This window comes from Leptolyngbya sp. GB1-A1 (assembly GCF_039962475.1).
In the GTDB taxonomy this organism is placed as follows: Bacteria; Cyanobacteriota; Cyanobacteriia; order Elainellales; family Elainellaceae; genus Leptolyngbya_A.
Window position 1 is genome coordinate 103,494 of record NZ_JAMPLI010000004.1, and the last position, 16,756, is coordinate 120,249.

Genomic DNA, 16,756 nt, shown 5'->3' on the forward strand with positions numbered 1-16,756 from the left:
ATTTTTTAACGAATTCTTTTATTGCTTCTTTATTACTGGGTGGATACAGGTTATGGGTGAAGGATGGCTGACTGCAAGCCACGGAATCATGTTCGGGCTGCTGCTGGGTTTTGCGATCGTGCATAGCGGGCTGGCGGCACTGCGCCCCAAAGGCGAAAAGCTGATTGGGGCACGGCTCTATCGGGTTATGTTTGCCTTGGCAAGTTTGCCCTATGCCGTGGTTCTGATTGTGTATTTTATTAGTCATCGCTATGACGGGGTGCGCCTGTGGAATGTTCAGGGCAATGGAACCGTTGAGGCGATCGTCTGGATACTGTCTGCTATTTCGTTTTTGTTTCTTTATCCGGCAACCTTTAATTTGCTGGAAGTGGCTGCAATTCAAAAGCCTCAAGTACATCTTTACGAAACGGGCATTATTCGGATTACCCGTCACCCGCAGATGGTGGGGCAGGTAATTTGGTGTATTGCCCATACGCTATGGGTCGGAACCAGCTTTATGATTGTGACTTCGCTGGGGCTGATTCTGCATCACCTGTTTGCTGTGTGGCACGGCGATCGACGGCTCAAAGTTCGCTATGGAGAAGCATTTGATGTGGTAAGAGCAAGAACTTCCGTGATTCCGTTCCTGGCAATCTTGCAGGGGCGGCAAACATTTCATCTGAAAGAAATGCTGCGTCCTGCCTACATCGGAGTGACCCTATTCGTACTGATCTTTTGGTGGATTCACCCTATTTTGATTCGCGCAACGAGTAACGTAGGCTGGTAGCATGATCCCAAAGGCTCATGGAACGAACAATTAGAAAATGGGCAACATGATGCTAACGGTAAATCAGTTGACATTCGATCAGGAAGTCTTGGGTTCGGCTACGCCTGTGCTGGTAAACTTTTGGGCACCCTGGTGCGGAGTCTGTCGGATGATTGATCCGCTACTGCTTGAACTCCAGAAAGATTGGGACGGGCAAATCAAACTAGTCAGTATCAACGCAGACGACAATCTTAAGTTATCAAACACCTATAAACTCAAAACTTTACCGACGGTGCTGCTCTTCAATAAACAGCAGGTTCTTTGCCGAATCGATCGCTTCCACAATCGCAGCGATTTTCGTGAAGCCTCAGCAATGCTGCAAGTTGCACTATCCGAAGTTCTGCCCCATCGCTCTTATTCCGCCTCGGTTTAGAGCGATTCTGATTTCAAGCTACTTTTTAAGCTCAAACTAGAAAATCAGGTCAACGTCAACGTCTTTGAGATTCACGGTATAGAGGCTGCCCTGTGAGCCGTTCCAGGTAGCGATCGCCACTTGGTGCTGCTCCAGGGCAGTTATTGCTGTAATCGGTTCGGGCGCGATGAGACAGCCCACTTTTTGCCCTTCTACGTCAAGCAAAACGATTTTTCCTTCCTGATCTGACAGCAGATACCCCCAGGGAGCCGTTGCCAGAAAAATGGGGGTAATATCAACGCTAATTCTCAGGATGCGGTAGGGCTTGAGGTCAAGCAGTGCCACAAGACCAGGGTTGTCCCGATCGACCGCTAGCAAACGATAAGGCTTGGAAGTCACCAGGGTAGCTCCCAGGCGGAGGGGCAGCATTAATGCTCCAATGCGAAGCCCTCTCCGGCAGAAAATTTGGACTTCTGTACCGTAGCTCAGCTCCTCAGCTTTCTGTGAGGATTTGACGGTCAATCCGCCTTGGTCGCCGTCGCTGTCAATATCGGTCAAGATTGCAACGTGATGGGCATCGAGTGCAAAGATGCGACTGGAACGCGTCGATCGCCCAGGCAGGGAAATCGGCATTGGGTCAGAGACGATCTGCATTTGGGTTGCCACCTGAGACAAACGCTCAAAGCAGAGATAGGGTTCGCCGTGTGAGTTGGGGGCAAGCACTGCAAGCCAGCGTCCTTTTGCTTCGAGCACCACCTGGCTAAACGGCAGCAGGCTTCTGATTTGCTGAGGGATTAAGGTAGCTGCCTGCACCTCTGGGCAGATGAGGTAAAGAGCCTTTTCTGCAACTACAAAGCAGCCTTGAGGACGACAAGCTAACTGGATAATTGGAGAGGGTAGTCGCGCAAGCTGCCAAAGCTTTGAGCAAGGAATGTAGGTCGTCGGCAACGGGTCTGCTCCCTGATAGGCTTGAAAAGCGGCTTGTTGATTGCTACCTCGAAACACATAGGTCTGGAGCTGATTTGCCGTCGCGCAGAGCGCAGTGACAGGGGAGCGCAACGTTTCTTGAGATTGAGCATGAAACGCTGTAGAACAAGGCAACGTTACTGGTTTAAGCAAAGGCAGGACTGCTGTTGAATCGAGCAAATCAGCGGCACGAGCGATCGAGAGAATGGCTTCTCGCATTTCCTGTGCCGATCGAAATCGCCGCGCCGAAAGCTTTTGCAGCGCAGTGACAAGAATTGGCTTCCAAACTTCGGGAAAAGACGCTGGAAAAGTGACCGGATGATTCAGGTGGGCGGTCATTAACTCAGCAGGAGTTCCCGAAAAAGGGCGATGACCCACCAGCAGTTCGTACAGCAACACTCCAACTGCATACAGGTCAGAAATAGGAGAAAACTGACCATAAAACCGTTCTGGAGCCATGTAAGCAGGCGAACCGCTATTGGTATTGCTCAGGCGATGATCGTCTAATTCTTGATTGAGACGGGCAATGCCAAAATCAGAAATGCGGGCTGTCCAGCCGATCGAGGTTACGTTGAGCAGGATATTTTCCGGTTTGATGTCGCAGTGAACAATCTGCCGAGCATGAGCGTGTTCCAGCCCTGCCAGAATATCGATCACCAGCTTTAGGCTCTGGGAAAAGCTGAGTCCGCCCTCTTCTGCAATCAAGCTTCTGAGTGTGCCGCCTTCGCAGTAGTCCATGACCAGGTAGCGTCCGGTCGCGGTATGCTCAACTGCCTGAAACATCACAATGTTAGGGTGCTGGAGGCTAAGTAGAAAGCGGAGTTCCCGTAAAAATTTAGCTGTGGGAAAGCGATGGCGATCGAGGTCTTTTAGCGCAGCAAGCTGCCCGGTCTGCCGATGGGCGCCACAAAACACACGCCCAAACTGTCCTTGCCCAACCAGACCGAGAAGACGATATTTTGAACGTTTTGGTTCACTTTCTAGAGGTTTTGCCACGTGCGCTCACCCTCAGCAAAACATCTCACCCCAAAGCTCTACTGGCAAAGCTGCTGCATAATTGTATCGTGGTCGAAGTTAGTCACCATTGTTTCGGCTGGCTCAATCCGCTTTGACAAACCTAGAACAAAGCGATTACAGTCCGCGCCTAGAGATTCACAGCTTGTTTGGATACAGTGTAGCTCCCTGCCCGACAATTGACTGAAAAAGCTTGATAAAACGCCCGCCTCTAAAAAACAAACCGGATACTCCCACTGAGGTGCAAGACGAACAAAGGGAGAGTTCCAAATTTTAATGATCAAGAAGCCGCGACTTTGATAAGTCTGGTCGAGTTCAAGCCTGCCCCAGCCATGGGTAATCCAGCACTGCTGCAGACAGCGCAGAAATTCAGCCATTGGCAGATTCGCTGCTGAAGTTTCGTAGTAGTGACTGAGCTGCTCCCAGAAACGGGTGTAAAAGCTTTTGCCCCACCAGCGACCGCAGTTAAACAGGACGAGACGAGCTGCCTGTCCAGTTTCTTTTTCGAGTCCAGAATAGATGGCTTGCAGCAGAGTTTCAGGTAGAGCAAGTAGCCGATCGCCCTGACGGTTTTGGAGCAGCCCCAGTTCTAATTCACTACGGACATACACATCTGGCGCGAAATAGTTACCTGGAACGGGAGCATTGCTGATTAAATCTGCAACAGAAATCATAGGGATGAAGTTAGGGGAGGGGGAGAGAGAAGCAATTGGCGAATTAAGGGCAAAAAGAATTAGCCGAGCAGACCACCGCTGAGCAAAGCGGTTTCAGGCTGTTGAGCTTGAGCCAGCAGCAGCATTGGCCTGAGCAGATTCATTGCCTTGCTGTCTAAGGTTTGAGTTAGCCTTAGATTCAGGTAGTGATAAAGGGTCGCGTCAATCGCTTCAGTGTTGTAAATGTGGCTCATTTCACTGAACCAGGTAACATATCGATCACACACAATCCGATCGTCGTTCATCAGCATTCCCATCGCGCAGTAGCGCAGCATCAGCACTGCATTTTTAATACTGCGTTCTAAAAGCTCAGTTTTTTCTTGGGGCATGGCCGCCTGAAGCTGATCCGCAACCCACTGCATAATGTCGATTTCACGATCGCGCAGCATTCGGTAAATTTGAAGGCGATCGGGTAGAGAACCAACATACTGGTTCAGGAGCTTCAGTTCTTCTGGCTTAAGGAAGCGGTTTTCTGCGTTATCAAAAATGGATTCAAGAAAAGAATTCATAAGCAGAGGATGAAGGGCAAAAGGAACGGCTGCAAACAGAGTTTAGATCCAGATCAAATTAGATTTCGGATCAGATTTAGATTCAGATCAAAACAAATCAGAAAAATCATCAAGCGTAAACGACTCAACAGAGGCAGGAAAAAGGGAGTCTTCCAGGGTTGTGGTGCAATGCGGTTCTCCTTGTAAATGAAGCAGGCTGCCTTCCCAGTTGATGGTGCTAAAGAACTGGCTGACCGTCAGCATTAAACTGGCAGCAGGATCATCATCCGACCCAGAAGATATCTGAAATTTATGCAGCTCCGGGGGTTGATTGTCCCAGTTGAAGTGGCTGAAGAACTGCTGGACAGACTGCTGCATCCAGGAATGATTTGAATGGGCTGAACCGTTGGGCAAGGAAAAGAGTGCATTGGTCATCGCAGCACCTCCCCGGCTTTTAGCCGTTTCTCAATATCTTTTGCGGTTGCGCCCTCGTTTAACCAAAATGTCGCTGCATCAATTCGCTCCTGTCCGCCGAGCAAGAATTTGCAGTAGGTTTCGCCCATTGAGTAGCACTGAATTTCGATGCAGCTTAGCTGTTTTCTAACTAACTCCGTGAAAAATCCGGCAAAGAGACCTGCGTAAAGATGACAGACAGGCTTCCCCACATCGCCAAGCGTTCGAGCAACGGCTGAATCGAAAATGTTAATAAACATAAAGCCCTGCTTTCGATCGCCCATATCCACTTCCCAGCGTCCCCACCCCTGCGATACAAAGGGCCACCACCAGGTTTCTAGCAGAAACAGCAGATTCGTTTGACGCATTCCACAATCGAACTCCTTTTCAAACCATTTCTCAAAGAAGAAAGCGTCTTTCTGACCCCACTCACAGCCGATCGTGTACATGGTAACGGCAGAGGCATCGCCCACTTCTTCTTCTAGCCCCTCGACCAAGCCAATAATAAAATCTTCAGTCGTTAAGATATTGTGGCTACCATTCCAATCGACGATCGTCCCTTTATCAGGGTCGAAGTGAAAAAAGTCACGAAAGCCGTAGTGGTTATGCTTTTTGGGATGTTTCTGCCGGGCAGGATTCGATGATTCTGTTAAGGTTGCTGCGGTTTTTGCGGTAATCATAATTGTTTGGGTTTAACGGTCTTGGATTAAGCAGGGTATTTCGATGTCTGCTGAGGGCTGTAAAAATTGTTTGATTTGATAAAAAGCTGCGGATTGAGGAGCGAATGGCAGAAAGCCCAGCTTCACTAAAGAACTTGAAAAAATAGCCTTACCCATCCGGGTTTGTTACGGAGCTTTACGAGCTCTTTTCACAGTTTCTAACCGTAGAAAGCAAGATTTTACTGAACGCAAATTTGAAAATTAAGTTTGTGAGGAGTGACCTCTTTAAAGGTTAAGCAGGTTAAAGGTTAAACAGAAAGAAACTAGCTTTTGCTCTGCTGTCTAAGCGATCGCTCAAGAGCCATGAGCGCGAGGCGATTTGCGGTTTAATTTACTGACCCTAAGGATTGGCGAGCGAGTTCGAGAATCGGGCAAAGTCGATCGGCTTGTTGAGCGGAAAGCTGCCGCTTAAAGACCTCTTGCATTAACTGATAAGTGACGCGACAGCTTTGCTGTGCCCCAAAAGCACGCATAATCTGAGGCCAGGATGAAAATTGCTCTTGCAGCGTCTCCAGGTCATTAAACAGCATTGCGACTGCGCTATAGCGTAGCGTTCTTAGAGTGTCTTGTTTCCATTTGCTTGTAACATCTTCTGCGCCGTAATAGAAAAGTTTTGGGTCGATCAATTGCATTTTTGCATGGGTTTGCTGAACGATCGTAACTTCTATCTCTTGTAGTTTTTGATAGGTTTGCAGGCGTCGTAGATAGGACTTAACGTACTCTGCAATAAACAAAAGTTCAGCATCGGTTGCATAGCGACCTTCCACGTCTCGACTCAAGCAATTGAGTTGACTCAGCATCTATACCTCCTGATCTATACCTCCTACGAAAGGAACCTGTTTCTCAGTTTGCCCACTTTGAGAATTCAGATAACAAAAGGAGAACCTGCTGCTAGGTGACGGTTGAAGGCGAGGACTCAGACAGGGGAATGTTAATGCAGAGCAGTTTCACCCCAAAGTCTTACCCTTAAGAATGTGCATCAATGATCTGCAAATCCAGCATTTTAGGTTTGAGGATTTTGAGTTAGCTGTTGCTGCTGTGGGTAAAGAAGTCTGTATAGTTAAAGCTTGTGGTTGCTTCAATCTGTTTAAGCACTGAGCGAGTAATCAGCTTTCCTGCCTCAACCAGAATGTGCCCTGTCACGGGATGCAGCAGGTTTTGCTCTGCGCGTCGCCCAATGAGAGCCTCGATATCTTGAATCGAGTTAATGTACATTCCGGGGGGCAGTTCGACGACAACTCCATTTGCCAGGACTCGTGCCTGACAGGCGAGACGCGAATTCGTTTTGCAGGACGTAATCACTTCCAGCGTGCGCTGTTCTCGGCGATTAATGGGCGACAGTCCAGACATCCCATCTTTTACATAGATGTGGCAAGTCGCGCACATTCCGCGTCCGCCGCACTCCTTCAGCACATCTAAGTCTTTCTTCAGCAGCACCGAGAGTAGATTGCCATTGGTTTCGATCGCCGTCTCCTGCGCGATCGGTTCCAGTCGAACGATTTTCACCATAGATTAAAACTGCTCCAGAGCATAGGAATGAAAGACAAGGAAAACGGCTGCTTTTTAGGCTGGCTTATCTCGCAGGAGGAACTGTTGTTGAGCATTGAGTGCCTGCTGCCGTACTGTTTTAGGAAAGTCGCGCATCACCTTTGCACATCGCTGAATGAACGCTTCGACCCAATCCTGAATCCACTGCTGCTGTTCAGGCGTTAGCACTGCATTGTCTAACGTAGAAGCAGAAAAAGTGATTTGGGCAGAGCGTTCGACCTGAAACTGCTGGAGCCAGGGAGTATCGGGGCGAGTTGCTTTCCAGTAGTTTGTCACAACTGTTCCACCCAGGTATTGAATCGTAAATTGGCTCAGCTGATTCATGGCTGCGATCGTTTCTCTAACCGTAATGCCGAGGTCAGGTTGGGAGCTGGATCCTGATGCAGGAGCAGGAGGAGCCGTAAAGGGAGAAGCGAGCGACGAAGAACTAGACAGCCAGACCTCTGGGGGTACGGTTGGAACCGCTTCAAACTTCGCTTGCTGCCAGTAGTCTTGCTTTGAGAGCGTTGTGCTGCCTGCTAATAAGCGGAAGGTCGCGATCGAATTGACAATGTCTTGTTGCAGTTCCTGCTTGAGCTGTTCAATGGCTTCTGCATAGGAGGAATAGACAAGGCCACGGGTAGTAAGAACAAGCAGAATAATGCCGTGCTCGAGTTTGTAAAGGTAAACTTGCTGCCCGCTAAACTGGAACTCAAAAAATTTGAAACCGGGCGGAGTCGTATTAACCACCTGCTGGATCCCGCGTACCAGGGCTTCTTTTTGCTGAAAATTGAGCCTTTGATCTATGCCACAAAAGTAGGGACGCGATCGTCCATCCATCAGGGCAACTCCAGCAACCCCCGGTAAATTGAGAAAGTTTTGGACAACCTCCCGCCTCATAAAGCCTGAAATCAACTTTTGCTAAACCGTTGCTAAAGCGTGAACGAAGTCGACTAACTGAGAAATGACAGGGACAGCCCCTTGCTCACTGCCTTAGGCAGAATTGCAAACGCTGACTTCCTCAGTCTTTTCAATCTCGACTCATTTGGGCTCATTTGATCGATGCTACCCCTGAGTATGCCAGTATAGGGGCATGACGATCGCGATGTATCTTCAGGAGATGCTTTCAGCAGCCCTCCTTAATTTAAAGAGGACGATAGCTTAAAGCTGCTTCTGCAATACTATGATTCCCAATCTTGCTCATCCAAATACGTTGGCTCCTCGTTTTGTTCTATTGGCGTTAATTTCTTCGATCGATCAAATTATCCTGCGGTTTCTAGCGATCGAGAACTGCTTCTCAGATGTCCGGTTTCCATTTAGACTTTGGATGAGTCATCGAATTGCTGTCTTTCCTTTTGTTTTGACCCCTTGATCTTGCTTCGTCTCCAGGCTTTTCTTCTCTTTAGATTTAGCAGCCATGTCTGATCTTCCTTTCACTTTGGATCAGTTACGCATTCTTAAAGCCATTGCCGCCGAGGGTAGCTTTAAGCGTGCAGCCGATAGTCTGTACGTTTCTCAGCCTGCCGTTAGCCTTCAGGTGCAAAACCTGGAACGGCAATTAGATGTTCCTTTGTTTGACCGGGGGGGACGACGGGCACAGCTTACCGAAGCGGGGCATTTGCTCCTGAACTACGGCGATCGAATCTTGAGTTTGTGTCAGGAAACTTGTCGGGCGATCGAAGACCTGCAAAACCTTCAGGGCGGAACGTTGATTGTCGGTGCGAGTCAAACCACCGGAACCTATCTGCTGCCGCGAATGCTGGGGCTATTTCGGCAAAAGTACCCCGATGTTGCGGTTCAGCTTCACGTTCACTCGACTCGGCGAACTGCCTGGAGCGTAGCAAATGGACAGATCGATTTGGCAATTATCGGCGGTGAAATTCCACCCGAGCTGCAAGACTCGCTCGAAGTGATTCCCTACGCTGAAGATGAGATGGCACTGATTCTGCCAATGTTCCACTCGCTAGCGCAGGCAGACAAGATCGAGAAAGATGATTTGTACAAGCTGCAATTTATCGCCCTTGATTCTCAGTCTACGATTCGGAAAGTCATTGATCAGGTGTTGACTCGCTGCGGCATTGAAACTCGGCGGCTCAAGATCGAGATGGAGCTGAACACGATCGAAGCGATTAAGAATGCGGTTCAATCGGGTTTGGGGGCAGCGTTTGTGTCAATTTCAGCGATCGAAAAAGAGCTTCAGCTTGGCGTGCTGCATCGTGCCGCGATCGAGGGAGTGGTGGTGAACCGAACGCTCTCTGTGATTACCAATCCCAACCGCTATCGCTCAAAAGCTGCTGAAGCCTTTACCAAAGAAATTCTGCCGCAGTTTTCGACCTACGAGTCGCCGCTCCAAGTCCTGGAAAAATCGAGGGAGAAAGTTATGGCAGACCATTTGAATGTGAATGCGCTGGCACTGGAGGCAACGCTGGGTAAAGTGATTCAACTCGATGATTGATCCAGTTCGATCACTCAGCAGGCTGACGCAAAGGATTGATTCAAGCAGTTGATTCTCAGGCAGTTATGGCGCAGAATTGAGGACTTATGGAAGTGTACTGCACCCGCCCAAGTTGTCCTCGTCCGCTCAATCACTTTGCCGACCTCGATACTCCGGCAACGCTGAGAACGATTCCTCAAAAATACTGCACGGCTTGCGGTCTGGAGCTTTTACTCGCAGGTCGCTACTTTCCTGTGAAAGTGCTGGGGCAGGGCGGTTTTGGCACAGCGTATCTGGCACGCGATCGCTATACTCCGGCGATGCGGTTTTGCGTCGTCAAGCAGTTTCAACCTTCAAACCACCTCACTGCTCAGCAGCTTCAGCTTGCTCAAAACCTGTTTGAACGAGAAGGTCAGGTGCTAGAAGAACTGGGAACTAATCCGCAGATTCCTGATTTGCTGGCTTTCTTTGCGCTACCCGTAACGCGCCGCTTCCCCGATGATCCTGATCAGTTTTTTTATCTGGTTCAGGAGTTTATCGACGGGCAGAATTTGGAACAAGAACTCGAACAGCAGGGACGCTTTTCGGAAGCAAAAATTCTGGAACTGCTTCAACGCTTGCTGCCCGTGCTGCAATTCGTTCACGATCGCGGCTCGATTCATCGCGATATTAAGCCTTCCAACGTGATGCGCCGCAAAGACGGAACTCTATTTCTGTTAGACTTTGGCGCAGTCAAGCAGGCAACCTCTGCAACGCCAGGGCAGGCACAGCCCTCCTCGACGGGTATCTACTCAATGGGCTTTGCTCCGCCGGAACAGATGAAGGGGAATCAGGTTTATCCGGCAACCGATTTGTATGCCCTTGCTGTCACTTGTCTAATGCTGCTAACCAGAGAACAGCCCCAGGATCTCTACGATACCTACCGGGACGAGTGGAACTGGCGATCGTATGTGACGGTGAGCGATCGGCTGGCGACCGTGCTCGATCGGCTGCTGCTGCCCACTCCAAGCCAACGCTTTCAATCTGCCAGTGAAGTGTTGGCTGCCCTACACCCTTCGAGTTCGCCTGGGTCTGTTCCTGCGGTCACTCCAACGGCTGCGCCTGTTCGCCCGGCTCCGGGTCAAGTTGCTAAATCAGGTTCGATCGGCACGGCAATTCAAACGCCGCCTGCGGCAAGCCCAGTCCCAGTTTCTACTCCGGCTCCTGCACCAACGCCCACCCCCAAGCCTGCGCCCAAGTCCAAACCGACTCGCAAACCCTTTTCTACGCTGGAATATCTTTACAATGCGGCTTTTACAGGATTTGAAGGGGGATTGGTGACGATCGCGCTGGCAAGCTTGCTAGGAACGATTGCTTTTACGCCGACTTTCTGGTTAATTTTGCTGGCGATCGGGGCGGGATTGGTGATAGCTCAGGCATTGCGCTGGATCGAGCGAATTGATTTATTGCTGATTGCGGGCGGGTCGATTGCCGCCATTTTCTTTCTGCCGTTTCTGCGCGATGTTTTGCCGCGTGCGCCGTTTTTACGCACTCTGCTGGCAACGACAGGAAGCCCTCTGCAAACCATTCTGATTGCTGCCGGAGTGACTGCCCTGACGGTAGTTTTTGTAGCGATCGTGTTTCGGTTGGTTTACAAACTGGTTGCCAGATTACTCTAAACCGCTAAAAAGTGGCTAATCTGAGATTAAATTTGCATCGCCGCTTTGTGTCGCCACTATGTCCCAGAAGAATGAAACGCCTGCCCTGATTGTTGCCTTGCTGCTGACGGCTCTGCTGCTTGGGGGCGGGGGATGGTTGCTGTTTAATCGGTTTTTTCAGTCGGGAGTTCCCGGTGTCGCTTCGTCAGATGGTCAGTCGGGAAATTCTTCAGAAGTAACTCCCGATCGCTTTAGCGATGGAACACAGCTTCTCGACCCCAGCAACGCCTCGCCGGAAAAGCAGGCAGGAATTGCCGCGATCGGTGCAGGGAATTTTGAACAGGCAGTTCAGGATTTGACGACGAGCCTGCAAGTGAACCGTAACGACCCGGAAGCGTTGATTTACCTCAATAATGCCCAGATCGGTCAGCAGAAATCCTATACGATCGCCGTTGCAGTCCCAATGGCAACTTCCCTCAGTACCGCTCAGGAAATTCTGCGGGGTGTAGCGCAGTCGCAAGCAGAGGTGAATCGGGCAGGGGGAATCAATGGGGTTCCGCTCAAGGTGAAAATTGCCAGCGATGATAGTAGTCCTGCCCTGGCTCCGGCGGTGGCTCGATCGCTAATCGAGGATGGCTCAGTTCTGGGGGTTGTCGGTCACTTTAGCAGCGGAGCTTCCCTGGCAGCAGGAGAAGTGTATCAGCAGGGTGGACTGGTAATGATCTCGCCTACCAGCACAGCAGTGCAGCTCTCGAATTTGGGTGACTTTGTGTTTCGGACGGTGCCCAGCGATCGGTTTTCGGCAACAACGCTGTCTCGCTATATGCTCACCAATTTGCAACGTCGGAATGCAGCCATCTTTTTCGACTCTAGCAGTCAGTACAGCCTTTCATTAAAAGAAGAGTTTACGACAGCGGTGGCAAATGATGGCGGGCAGGTGGTCGCTGACTTTGATCTGAACAATCCTGGCTTTAGTGCGTCTAATGCGATCGAGCAGGCAAGGCGACAGGGCGCAGAAGTTTTGGTCTTGCTATCGAGCAGCAGCGTCTTAAATTTGGCACTGCAGGTCGTCACCGTGAATCAGCGGAAGTTGCCTTTGCTCGCAGGCGATGATCTTTATGATCCAAAAACGCTGGAGGTTGGTGGTGCGGCAGCAGAGGGAATGGTTGTCGCAGTGCCGTGGATTCTGCTTGCCGATCCGAATTCTGCGTTTGCCCAACAGTCCAGACAGTTTTGGGGGGGTGATGTCAACTGGCGAACCGCGATGGCTTACGATGCGGCGCAAGTTCTGATCACAGGTTTGAAACAGAACCCAACGCGACAGGGCATTCAGCAGACCCTCACGGCTCCGAACTTTTCGCTGTTAGGTGCAACAGGAACCGTTCGCTTTTTGTCTTCGGGCGATCGCAGTCAGCCAATGCAGTTAGTGACGGTAAAACCTGGCACGCGATCGGGCTATGAGTTTGATTTTGTGCCCGTCACGCCATCGTTGTGAAACTGCATAGAGCCAAAAAAGGTGGACAAGTTGCCCACCTACAGGAGTTATTTGGTTACAGCAAACGCTAGTCCGCAAACCTTATTCCGCCAGGTCTACCAGCTCCTCTTCGCCATTAGAAGGAGGAACCAGCGCGACTGCAACGATCGCATCATCCTCATCGAGTCGCTGAACCCGAACTCCAGTTGCAGCACGAGACTGACAGGAAATTGCCTTCACCGCCTGACGGATAATGATTCCTCGGCTGCTGACCAGCACAATCTCGTCGCTATCGTTTACAACCTGGAGGGCTGCTAATCGATCGCCGGATTTACGGAACTTAATCGCTCGCAAACCCATGCCTGCCCGATTTTGTAGGCGGAACTGAGTGACCGGAACCCGCTTGCCCAGCCCACCTGTCGTGATCACCAGTGCCCACGGACCTTGCTGCGACGTTTCTGCATCCAGCACTTCTTCAGACTCGTTTTCAGGTGCATCGGCTTCAGCCACCTGAGCCACCACCTGAGACGGCAGAATGTCCATGCTGATCAACTCATCGCCCGCTCGCAGCGACATTGCCCGCACCCCACGTGTTGCCCGACCCAGAGGACGAAGCTGCTCATTGGTTGCCCGGAAATGAATTGCCATTCCCTGCCGCGTCCCGATCATGATGCTGTCTTCGACCCGCACCCGACGTACCCAGCGCAACTGATCGCCTTCTTCCAGCGAAATGGCAATCAGTCCGTTTGCCCGAATATTACTGAAGGCAGAAAGCTGCGTCTTCTTGATAAAGCCCTTCTGGGTCAGCATTACCAGATACTCATCGTTTGCAAACTCCACCACAGGCACGATCGACGTAATTTTTTCCTGGTGGGAGATAGGCAGCATTTGCACAATCGGTACGCCGCGAGCGTTACGCGAACTCACCGGAATTTGATATGCCTTCACGCTGTAAACCGTGCCGCGATCGCTGAAGAACAGCACACTATCGTGGTCGCAGCAGGTGAGAAAGTGCTCAACGCCGTCGTCTTCCTTCATGCGCGTACCCGACTTGCCGCGGGTGGCTCGGCTCTGCGCCTCGAAGTTGCTCATCGGCATCCGCTTAATGTAGCCCTGCTCAGTCAGCAGAATAATCGACTGCTCATTCGCAATCAGATCGATGTCACCCAGTTCGCCGTCTATCGTTTCAATAACGGTACGACGCGGGTTTGCATGAGCCGATCGTAAATCCGATAGCTCGGTTTCGATCATTTGCAGAATTCGCTCTCGTCGCTCCAGGATGTCTTGCAGATCGGCAATCTTGCGCTGGAGGTCTTCGTGTTCCTGCTGAATCTTTTCTGATTCGAGGGCGGTGAGACGACGGAGCTGCATTTGCAGAATCGCATCTGCCTGCGTTTCCGAAAGCTGATAGGTCTGGATGAGTTCCTGCTTTGCCGATACGGTATCGGCGGCGTGGCGAATCAGGCTGATAATCGCGTCCAGATTTGCCAGCGCGATCAGGTAGCCTTGCAGAACGTGATCCCGCTCTTGGGCTTTGCGGAGTTCGTAGCGTGTCCGGCGGGTGATTGTTTCAATTCGGAAGTCGAGGAAGACTTGCAGGCATTCCTTCAAACCGAGGATTTGTGGTTCGCCGTTGACCAACGCCAGCATATTCACGCCGAAGTTTGCCTGAAGGGGCGTTTGCTTGTAGAGATTGTTCAGCACCACGCGTGGATAAGCGTCCCGTCGCAGCTCAATCACAATCCGCATTCCGTCCCGATCGCTTTCATCGCGAATATCAACAATGCCTTCTAATCTGCGCTCGTTTACCATTTCGGCAATGCGCTCGATCATGGCAGCCTTGTTGGTCTGGTAAGGCAGCTCGGTGATGATAATGGCTTCGCGATCGGGTCTGCCGCGCTGTTCGATCGTTTCGATCGCTGCCACACCCCGCATCGTAATCGAGCCGCGTCCGGTGGTGTAAGCCTCCCGAATCCCGCTGGTTCCCAGGATTTGTCCGCCCGTGGGGAAGTCGGGACCGGGAATGTACTGCATGAGCTCCAGATTGGTGATGTCTGGATTTTGAATCAGTGCCACCACGCCGTTCAGCAGTTCACCCAGGTTGTGCGGCGGAATGTTGGTTGCCATGCCTACGGCAATTCCCGAAGACCCGTTCAGCAGAAGCTGCGGCACACGGGCAGGCATAACTAGCGGTTCTTGCTGTGAGCCGTCGAAATTGTCGCCAAAGTCAACCGTTTCGGACTCGATATCCTGCAGCAGGGCAGCCATCGTCAGGGCTTGCAGGCGACACTCGGTGTATCGCATTGCAGCCGGAGGATCATTGTCGATCGACCCGAAGTTGCCATGTCCGTTGATCAGGGGGGCGCGCATCGAAAAATCCTGCGCCATCCGCACCAGGGCATCGTAGACCGCTGTATCGCCGTGGGGGTGATATTTACCCAACACTTCCCCCACCACACGGGCGCATTTTCGGAAGGGGCGATCGTGCGTTAAGCCCAATTCGTGCATCGCATAAAGAATCCGGCGGTGAACTGGCTTGAGTCCATCCCGCGCATCTGGCAATGCCCGACCCACGATCACGCTCATGGCGTATTCCAGATACGATCGGGACATTTCGTTCCGCAGATCGGTGGGAACGATTCGCTCCTGGGGAATACTCATACCGTGAAAAAGCTCCAGATCTGTGAACGTTTAGCAGGCGAACTGTTGTCTCTGCTGGCAAAACTCAGGCATGGGAAGAGCTTGGCGAAGCACTTCTTTCAAAGAACGTTGTCGCCAGGAACTTACTGCCCAAAATTCTCTAAAACCTGCTTGCAGAATCGCTCTACAGGCAAGTAACCGACCCTCATACCGCTTAATCAGCGCGCTGCTAAATATCGTTCGCTAACTATGAAATTTTAGCATATTTGCCTATCCGCTGAGGTCTGAGCGGTTTGCTGCGATGCCGTTTTCAGTCGTCCCCACTCAAGGCAATCTAAAATGCAATCTAAACAGCTTGTCTGAACCGACTCGAGTGAGCAGGCAACGAAATCAAGCCCAGGTTGGAGCAATCAGCAGCCATGCGATCGCAACTGCCAGCGCAAGCGTCATCAGATCACCTAGAAAAGCAGTAGATTGGACGCGGGGAATCGGAGTATTCATGAAGCGACCTCCAATTTTTCCAACCGTATCTTGTTCTACACTCCTTTATTGTCCATCTAAATCCGATCTAGATTCGATCGAAGATTGAATTTTGCAATGAACTGTATCGAGAACTGAAAAGGCAAGGATGAATTCTAGAGTAACTGCTTGCTGATAAGGGACTTTGAAGTCTGTGATTTTATGGAATTTTGGCAACTGGCTCTTCGACTCTTAGAAAATGTTTGAGAAGAAGATGTTTGAGAAGTGATAATTTTTAGCCAAGCTGCCCCCTGACCCTCATTTTGAAGGGAACCGAGCCTGCTTTAGGATATTCAAAGCCTTCCAGTATTGGGGCTGTAGAGGACGATGTAGAAGGCTTGCTGCTTCTCAAACAAGCTCTTAGAGCTAATTGACAGGCTATCCTGATTGCAATTTGTTAAACAATGAAATTAGCAAGATGAGATATATTTGCGTGTTTTGTGGCTCTAGTTCGGGTGCTAATCCGATCTATCGAGAAGCGGCTGAAGCAATGGGTCAGGCGATCGCGCAGCGCGGCTATGGTTTGGTGTATGGCGGCGGCAAAGTCGGTTTGATGGGCAAGGTGGCAGATACTGTGATGGCAGCAGGCGGCGAGGCGATCGGTGTTATTCCCGCATTTCTAGAGGCCAAGGAAATTGCTCACCCCAATTTGACTCAGCTTCATGTTGTGAACTCGATGCACGAACGCAAAGCGCTGATGGCAAATCTCGCTGATAGCTTTGTGGCAATGCCCGGCGGCTATGGCACTCTGGAAGAGTTTTGTGAAGTTCTCACGTGGTCGCAGTTGGGGCTGCACCAGAAGCCAATGGGATTGCTCAACGTGGCAGGCTATTACGATGCGCTGCTGACTCTGTTCGATCGCGCCGTTACCGATCGCTTTTTGCAGCCAGAACTGAGGGCAATCGTGCTGGAAGCTGATCAACCCAATACGCTACTCGATCGAATGGCAACTTATCAGCCCACCAAAGTCGAAAAGTGGATTCGAGAAGAGAATGAAACATAGGGAATCTAATTA

At 50.8% G+C, this 16,756-nt stretch carries 16 protein-coding genes; 7 read left to right on the forward strand and 9 right to left on the reverse strand.

The features are described 5' to 3' along the window. Positions 1-52: 52 nt before the first annotated feature. The gene (locus NDI45_RS06050) at positions 53-766 is read left to right on the forward strand and encodes an NnrU family protein (protein WP_348246764.1); all 714 of its coding nucleotides are present in this window, start codon (positions 53-55) and stop codon (positions 764-766) included. Between the two features lie 46 nt (positions 767-812). Continuing rightward, positions 813-1,178: a thioredoxin family protein gene (locus NDI45_RS06055; RefSeq protein ID WP_190793853.1), complete on the forward strand. Its 366-nt coding sequence runs from the start codon at positions 813-815 to the stop codon at positions 1,176-1,178. A gap of 36 nt (positions 1,179-1,214) precedes the next feature. On the opposite strand, the gene NDI45_RS06060 is transcribed toward NDI45_RS06055, so the two are convergent. The 8 genes from NDI45_RS06060 to NDI45_RS06095 all read right to left on the reverse strand — a co-directional run bounded on the left by NDI45_RS06060 (position 1,215) and on the right by NDI45_RS06095 (position 7,937). Next, the gene (locus NDI45_RS06060; protein ID WP_348246765.1) at positions 1,215-3,119 is read right to left on the reverse strand and encodes a serine/threonine-protein kinase; all 1,905 of its coding nucleotides are present in this window, start codon (positions 3,117-3,119) and stop codon (positions 1,215-1,217) included. 38 nt (positions 3,120-3,157) lie between these two features. Then, positions 3,158-3,811, reverse strand: coding sequence for a V4R domain-containing protein (locus NDI45_RS06065; RefSeq protein ID WP_190793838.1), 654 nt, complete (start codon positions 3,809-3,811; stop codon positions 3,158-3,160). A gap of 59 nt (positions 3,812-3,870) precedes the next feature. Further along, on the reverse strand, positions 3,871-4,359 hold the full coding sequence (locus tag NDI45_RS06070) for a hypothetical protein (RefSeq protein ID WP_190793837.1): 489 nt from the start codon (positions 4,357-4,359) through the stop codon (positions 3,871-3,873). Positions 4,360-4,446: 87 nt separating this feature from the next. Beyond that, positions 4,447-4,773: a hypothetical protein gene (locus NDI45_RS06075; protein WP_190793836.1), complete on the reverse strand. Its 327-nt coding sequence runs from the start codon at positions 4,771-4,773 to the stop codon at positions 4,447-4,449. Further along, positions 4,770-5,471, reverse strand: a complete 702-nt coding sequence (locus NDI45_RS06080; protein ID WP_190793835.1) for a V4R domain-containing protein — start codon at positions 5,469-5,471, stop codon at positions 4,770-4,772. Before NDI45_RS06080 ends, NDI45_RS06075 begins: the two co-directional genes overlap by 4 nt. A gap of 365 nt (positions 5,472-5,836) precedes the next feature. Continuing rightward, positions 5,837-6,310 (reverse strand): phycobilisome protein, encoded by a 474-nt coding sequence (locus NDI45_RS06085; protein WP_348246766.1) that lies wholly within the window; start codon positions 6,308-6,310, stop codon positions 5,837-5,839. Positions 6,311-6,533: 223 nt separating this feature from the next. Then, on the reverse strand, positions 6,534-7,019 hold the full coding sequence (locus NDI45_RS06090) for a 2Fe-2S iron-sulfur cluster-binding protein (protein ID WP_190789807.1): 486 nt from the start codon (positions 7,017-7,019) through the stop codon (positions 6,534-6,536). Between the two features lie 54 nt (positions 7,020-7,073). Then, positions 7,074-7,937, reverse strand: coding sequence for a hypothetical protein (locus tag NDI45_RS06095; protein WP_190789806.1), 864 nt, complete (start codon positions 7,935-7,937; stop codon positions 7,074-7,076). Between the two features lie 283 nt (positions 7,938-8,220). Here NDI45_RS06095 and NDI45_RS06100 point away from each other — a divergent pair, with 283 nt between their 5' ends. From NDI45_RS06100 to NDI45_RS06115, 4 genes are all read left to right on the forward strand, one after another. Then, positions 8,221-8,409 carry a hypothetical protein gene (locus tag NDI45_RS06100; RefSeq protein ID WP_348246767.1) on the forward strand — a complete coding sequence of 63 codons (189 nt, stop codon included), beginning with the start codon at positions 8,221-8,223 and terminating at the stop codon, positions 8,407-8,409. Positions 8,410-8,454: 45 nt separating this feature from the next. Beyond that, positions 8,455-9,492, forward strand: a complete 1,038-nt coding sequence (locus tag NDI45_RS06105; protein WP_190789805.1) for a LysR family transcriptional regulator — start codon at positions 8,455-8,457, stop codon at positions 9,490-9,492. An 86-nt stretch (positions 9,493-9,578) separates the two neighbouring features. Continuing rightward, entirely contained in the window at positions 9,579-11,129 is a 1,551-nt protein-coding gene (locus NDI45_RS06110) for a serine/threonine-protein kinase (RefSeq protein ID WP_348246768.1), read from the forward strand. A gap of 58 nt (positions 11,130-11,187) precedes the next feature. Further along, positions 11,188-12,603, forward strand: coding sequence for an ABC transporter substrate-binding protein (locus tag NDI45_RS06115; RefSeq protein WP_190789803.1), 1,416 nt, complete (start codon positions 11,188-11,190; stop codon positions 12,601-12,603). A gap of 81 nt (positions 12,604-12,684) precedes the next feature. Here NDI45_RS06115 and gyrA read toward each other — a convergent pair whose 3' ends face one another. Further along, positions 12,685-15,243 carry a DNA topoisomerase (ATP-hydrolyzing) subunit A gene (gyrA, locus tag NDI45_RS06120; RefSeq protein WP_190789802.1) on the reverse strand — a complete coding sequence of 853 codons (2,559 nt, stop codon included), beginning with the start codon at positions 15,241-15,243 and terminating at the stop codon, positions 12,685-12,687. Positions 15,244-16,159: 916 nt separating this feature from the next. On the opposite strand from gyrA, the gene NDI45_RS06125 reads away from it, so the two are divergent. Then, on the forward strand, positions 16,160-16,744 hold the full coding sequence (locus NDI45_RS06125; RefSeq protein WP_190789801.1) for a TIGR00730 family Rossman fold protein: 585 nt from the start codon (positions 16,160-16,162) through the stop codon (positions 16,742-16,744). Positions 16,745-16,756 lie beyond the last annotated feature (12 nt).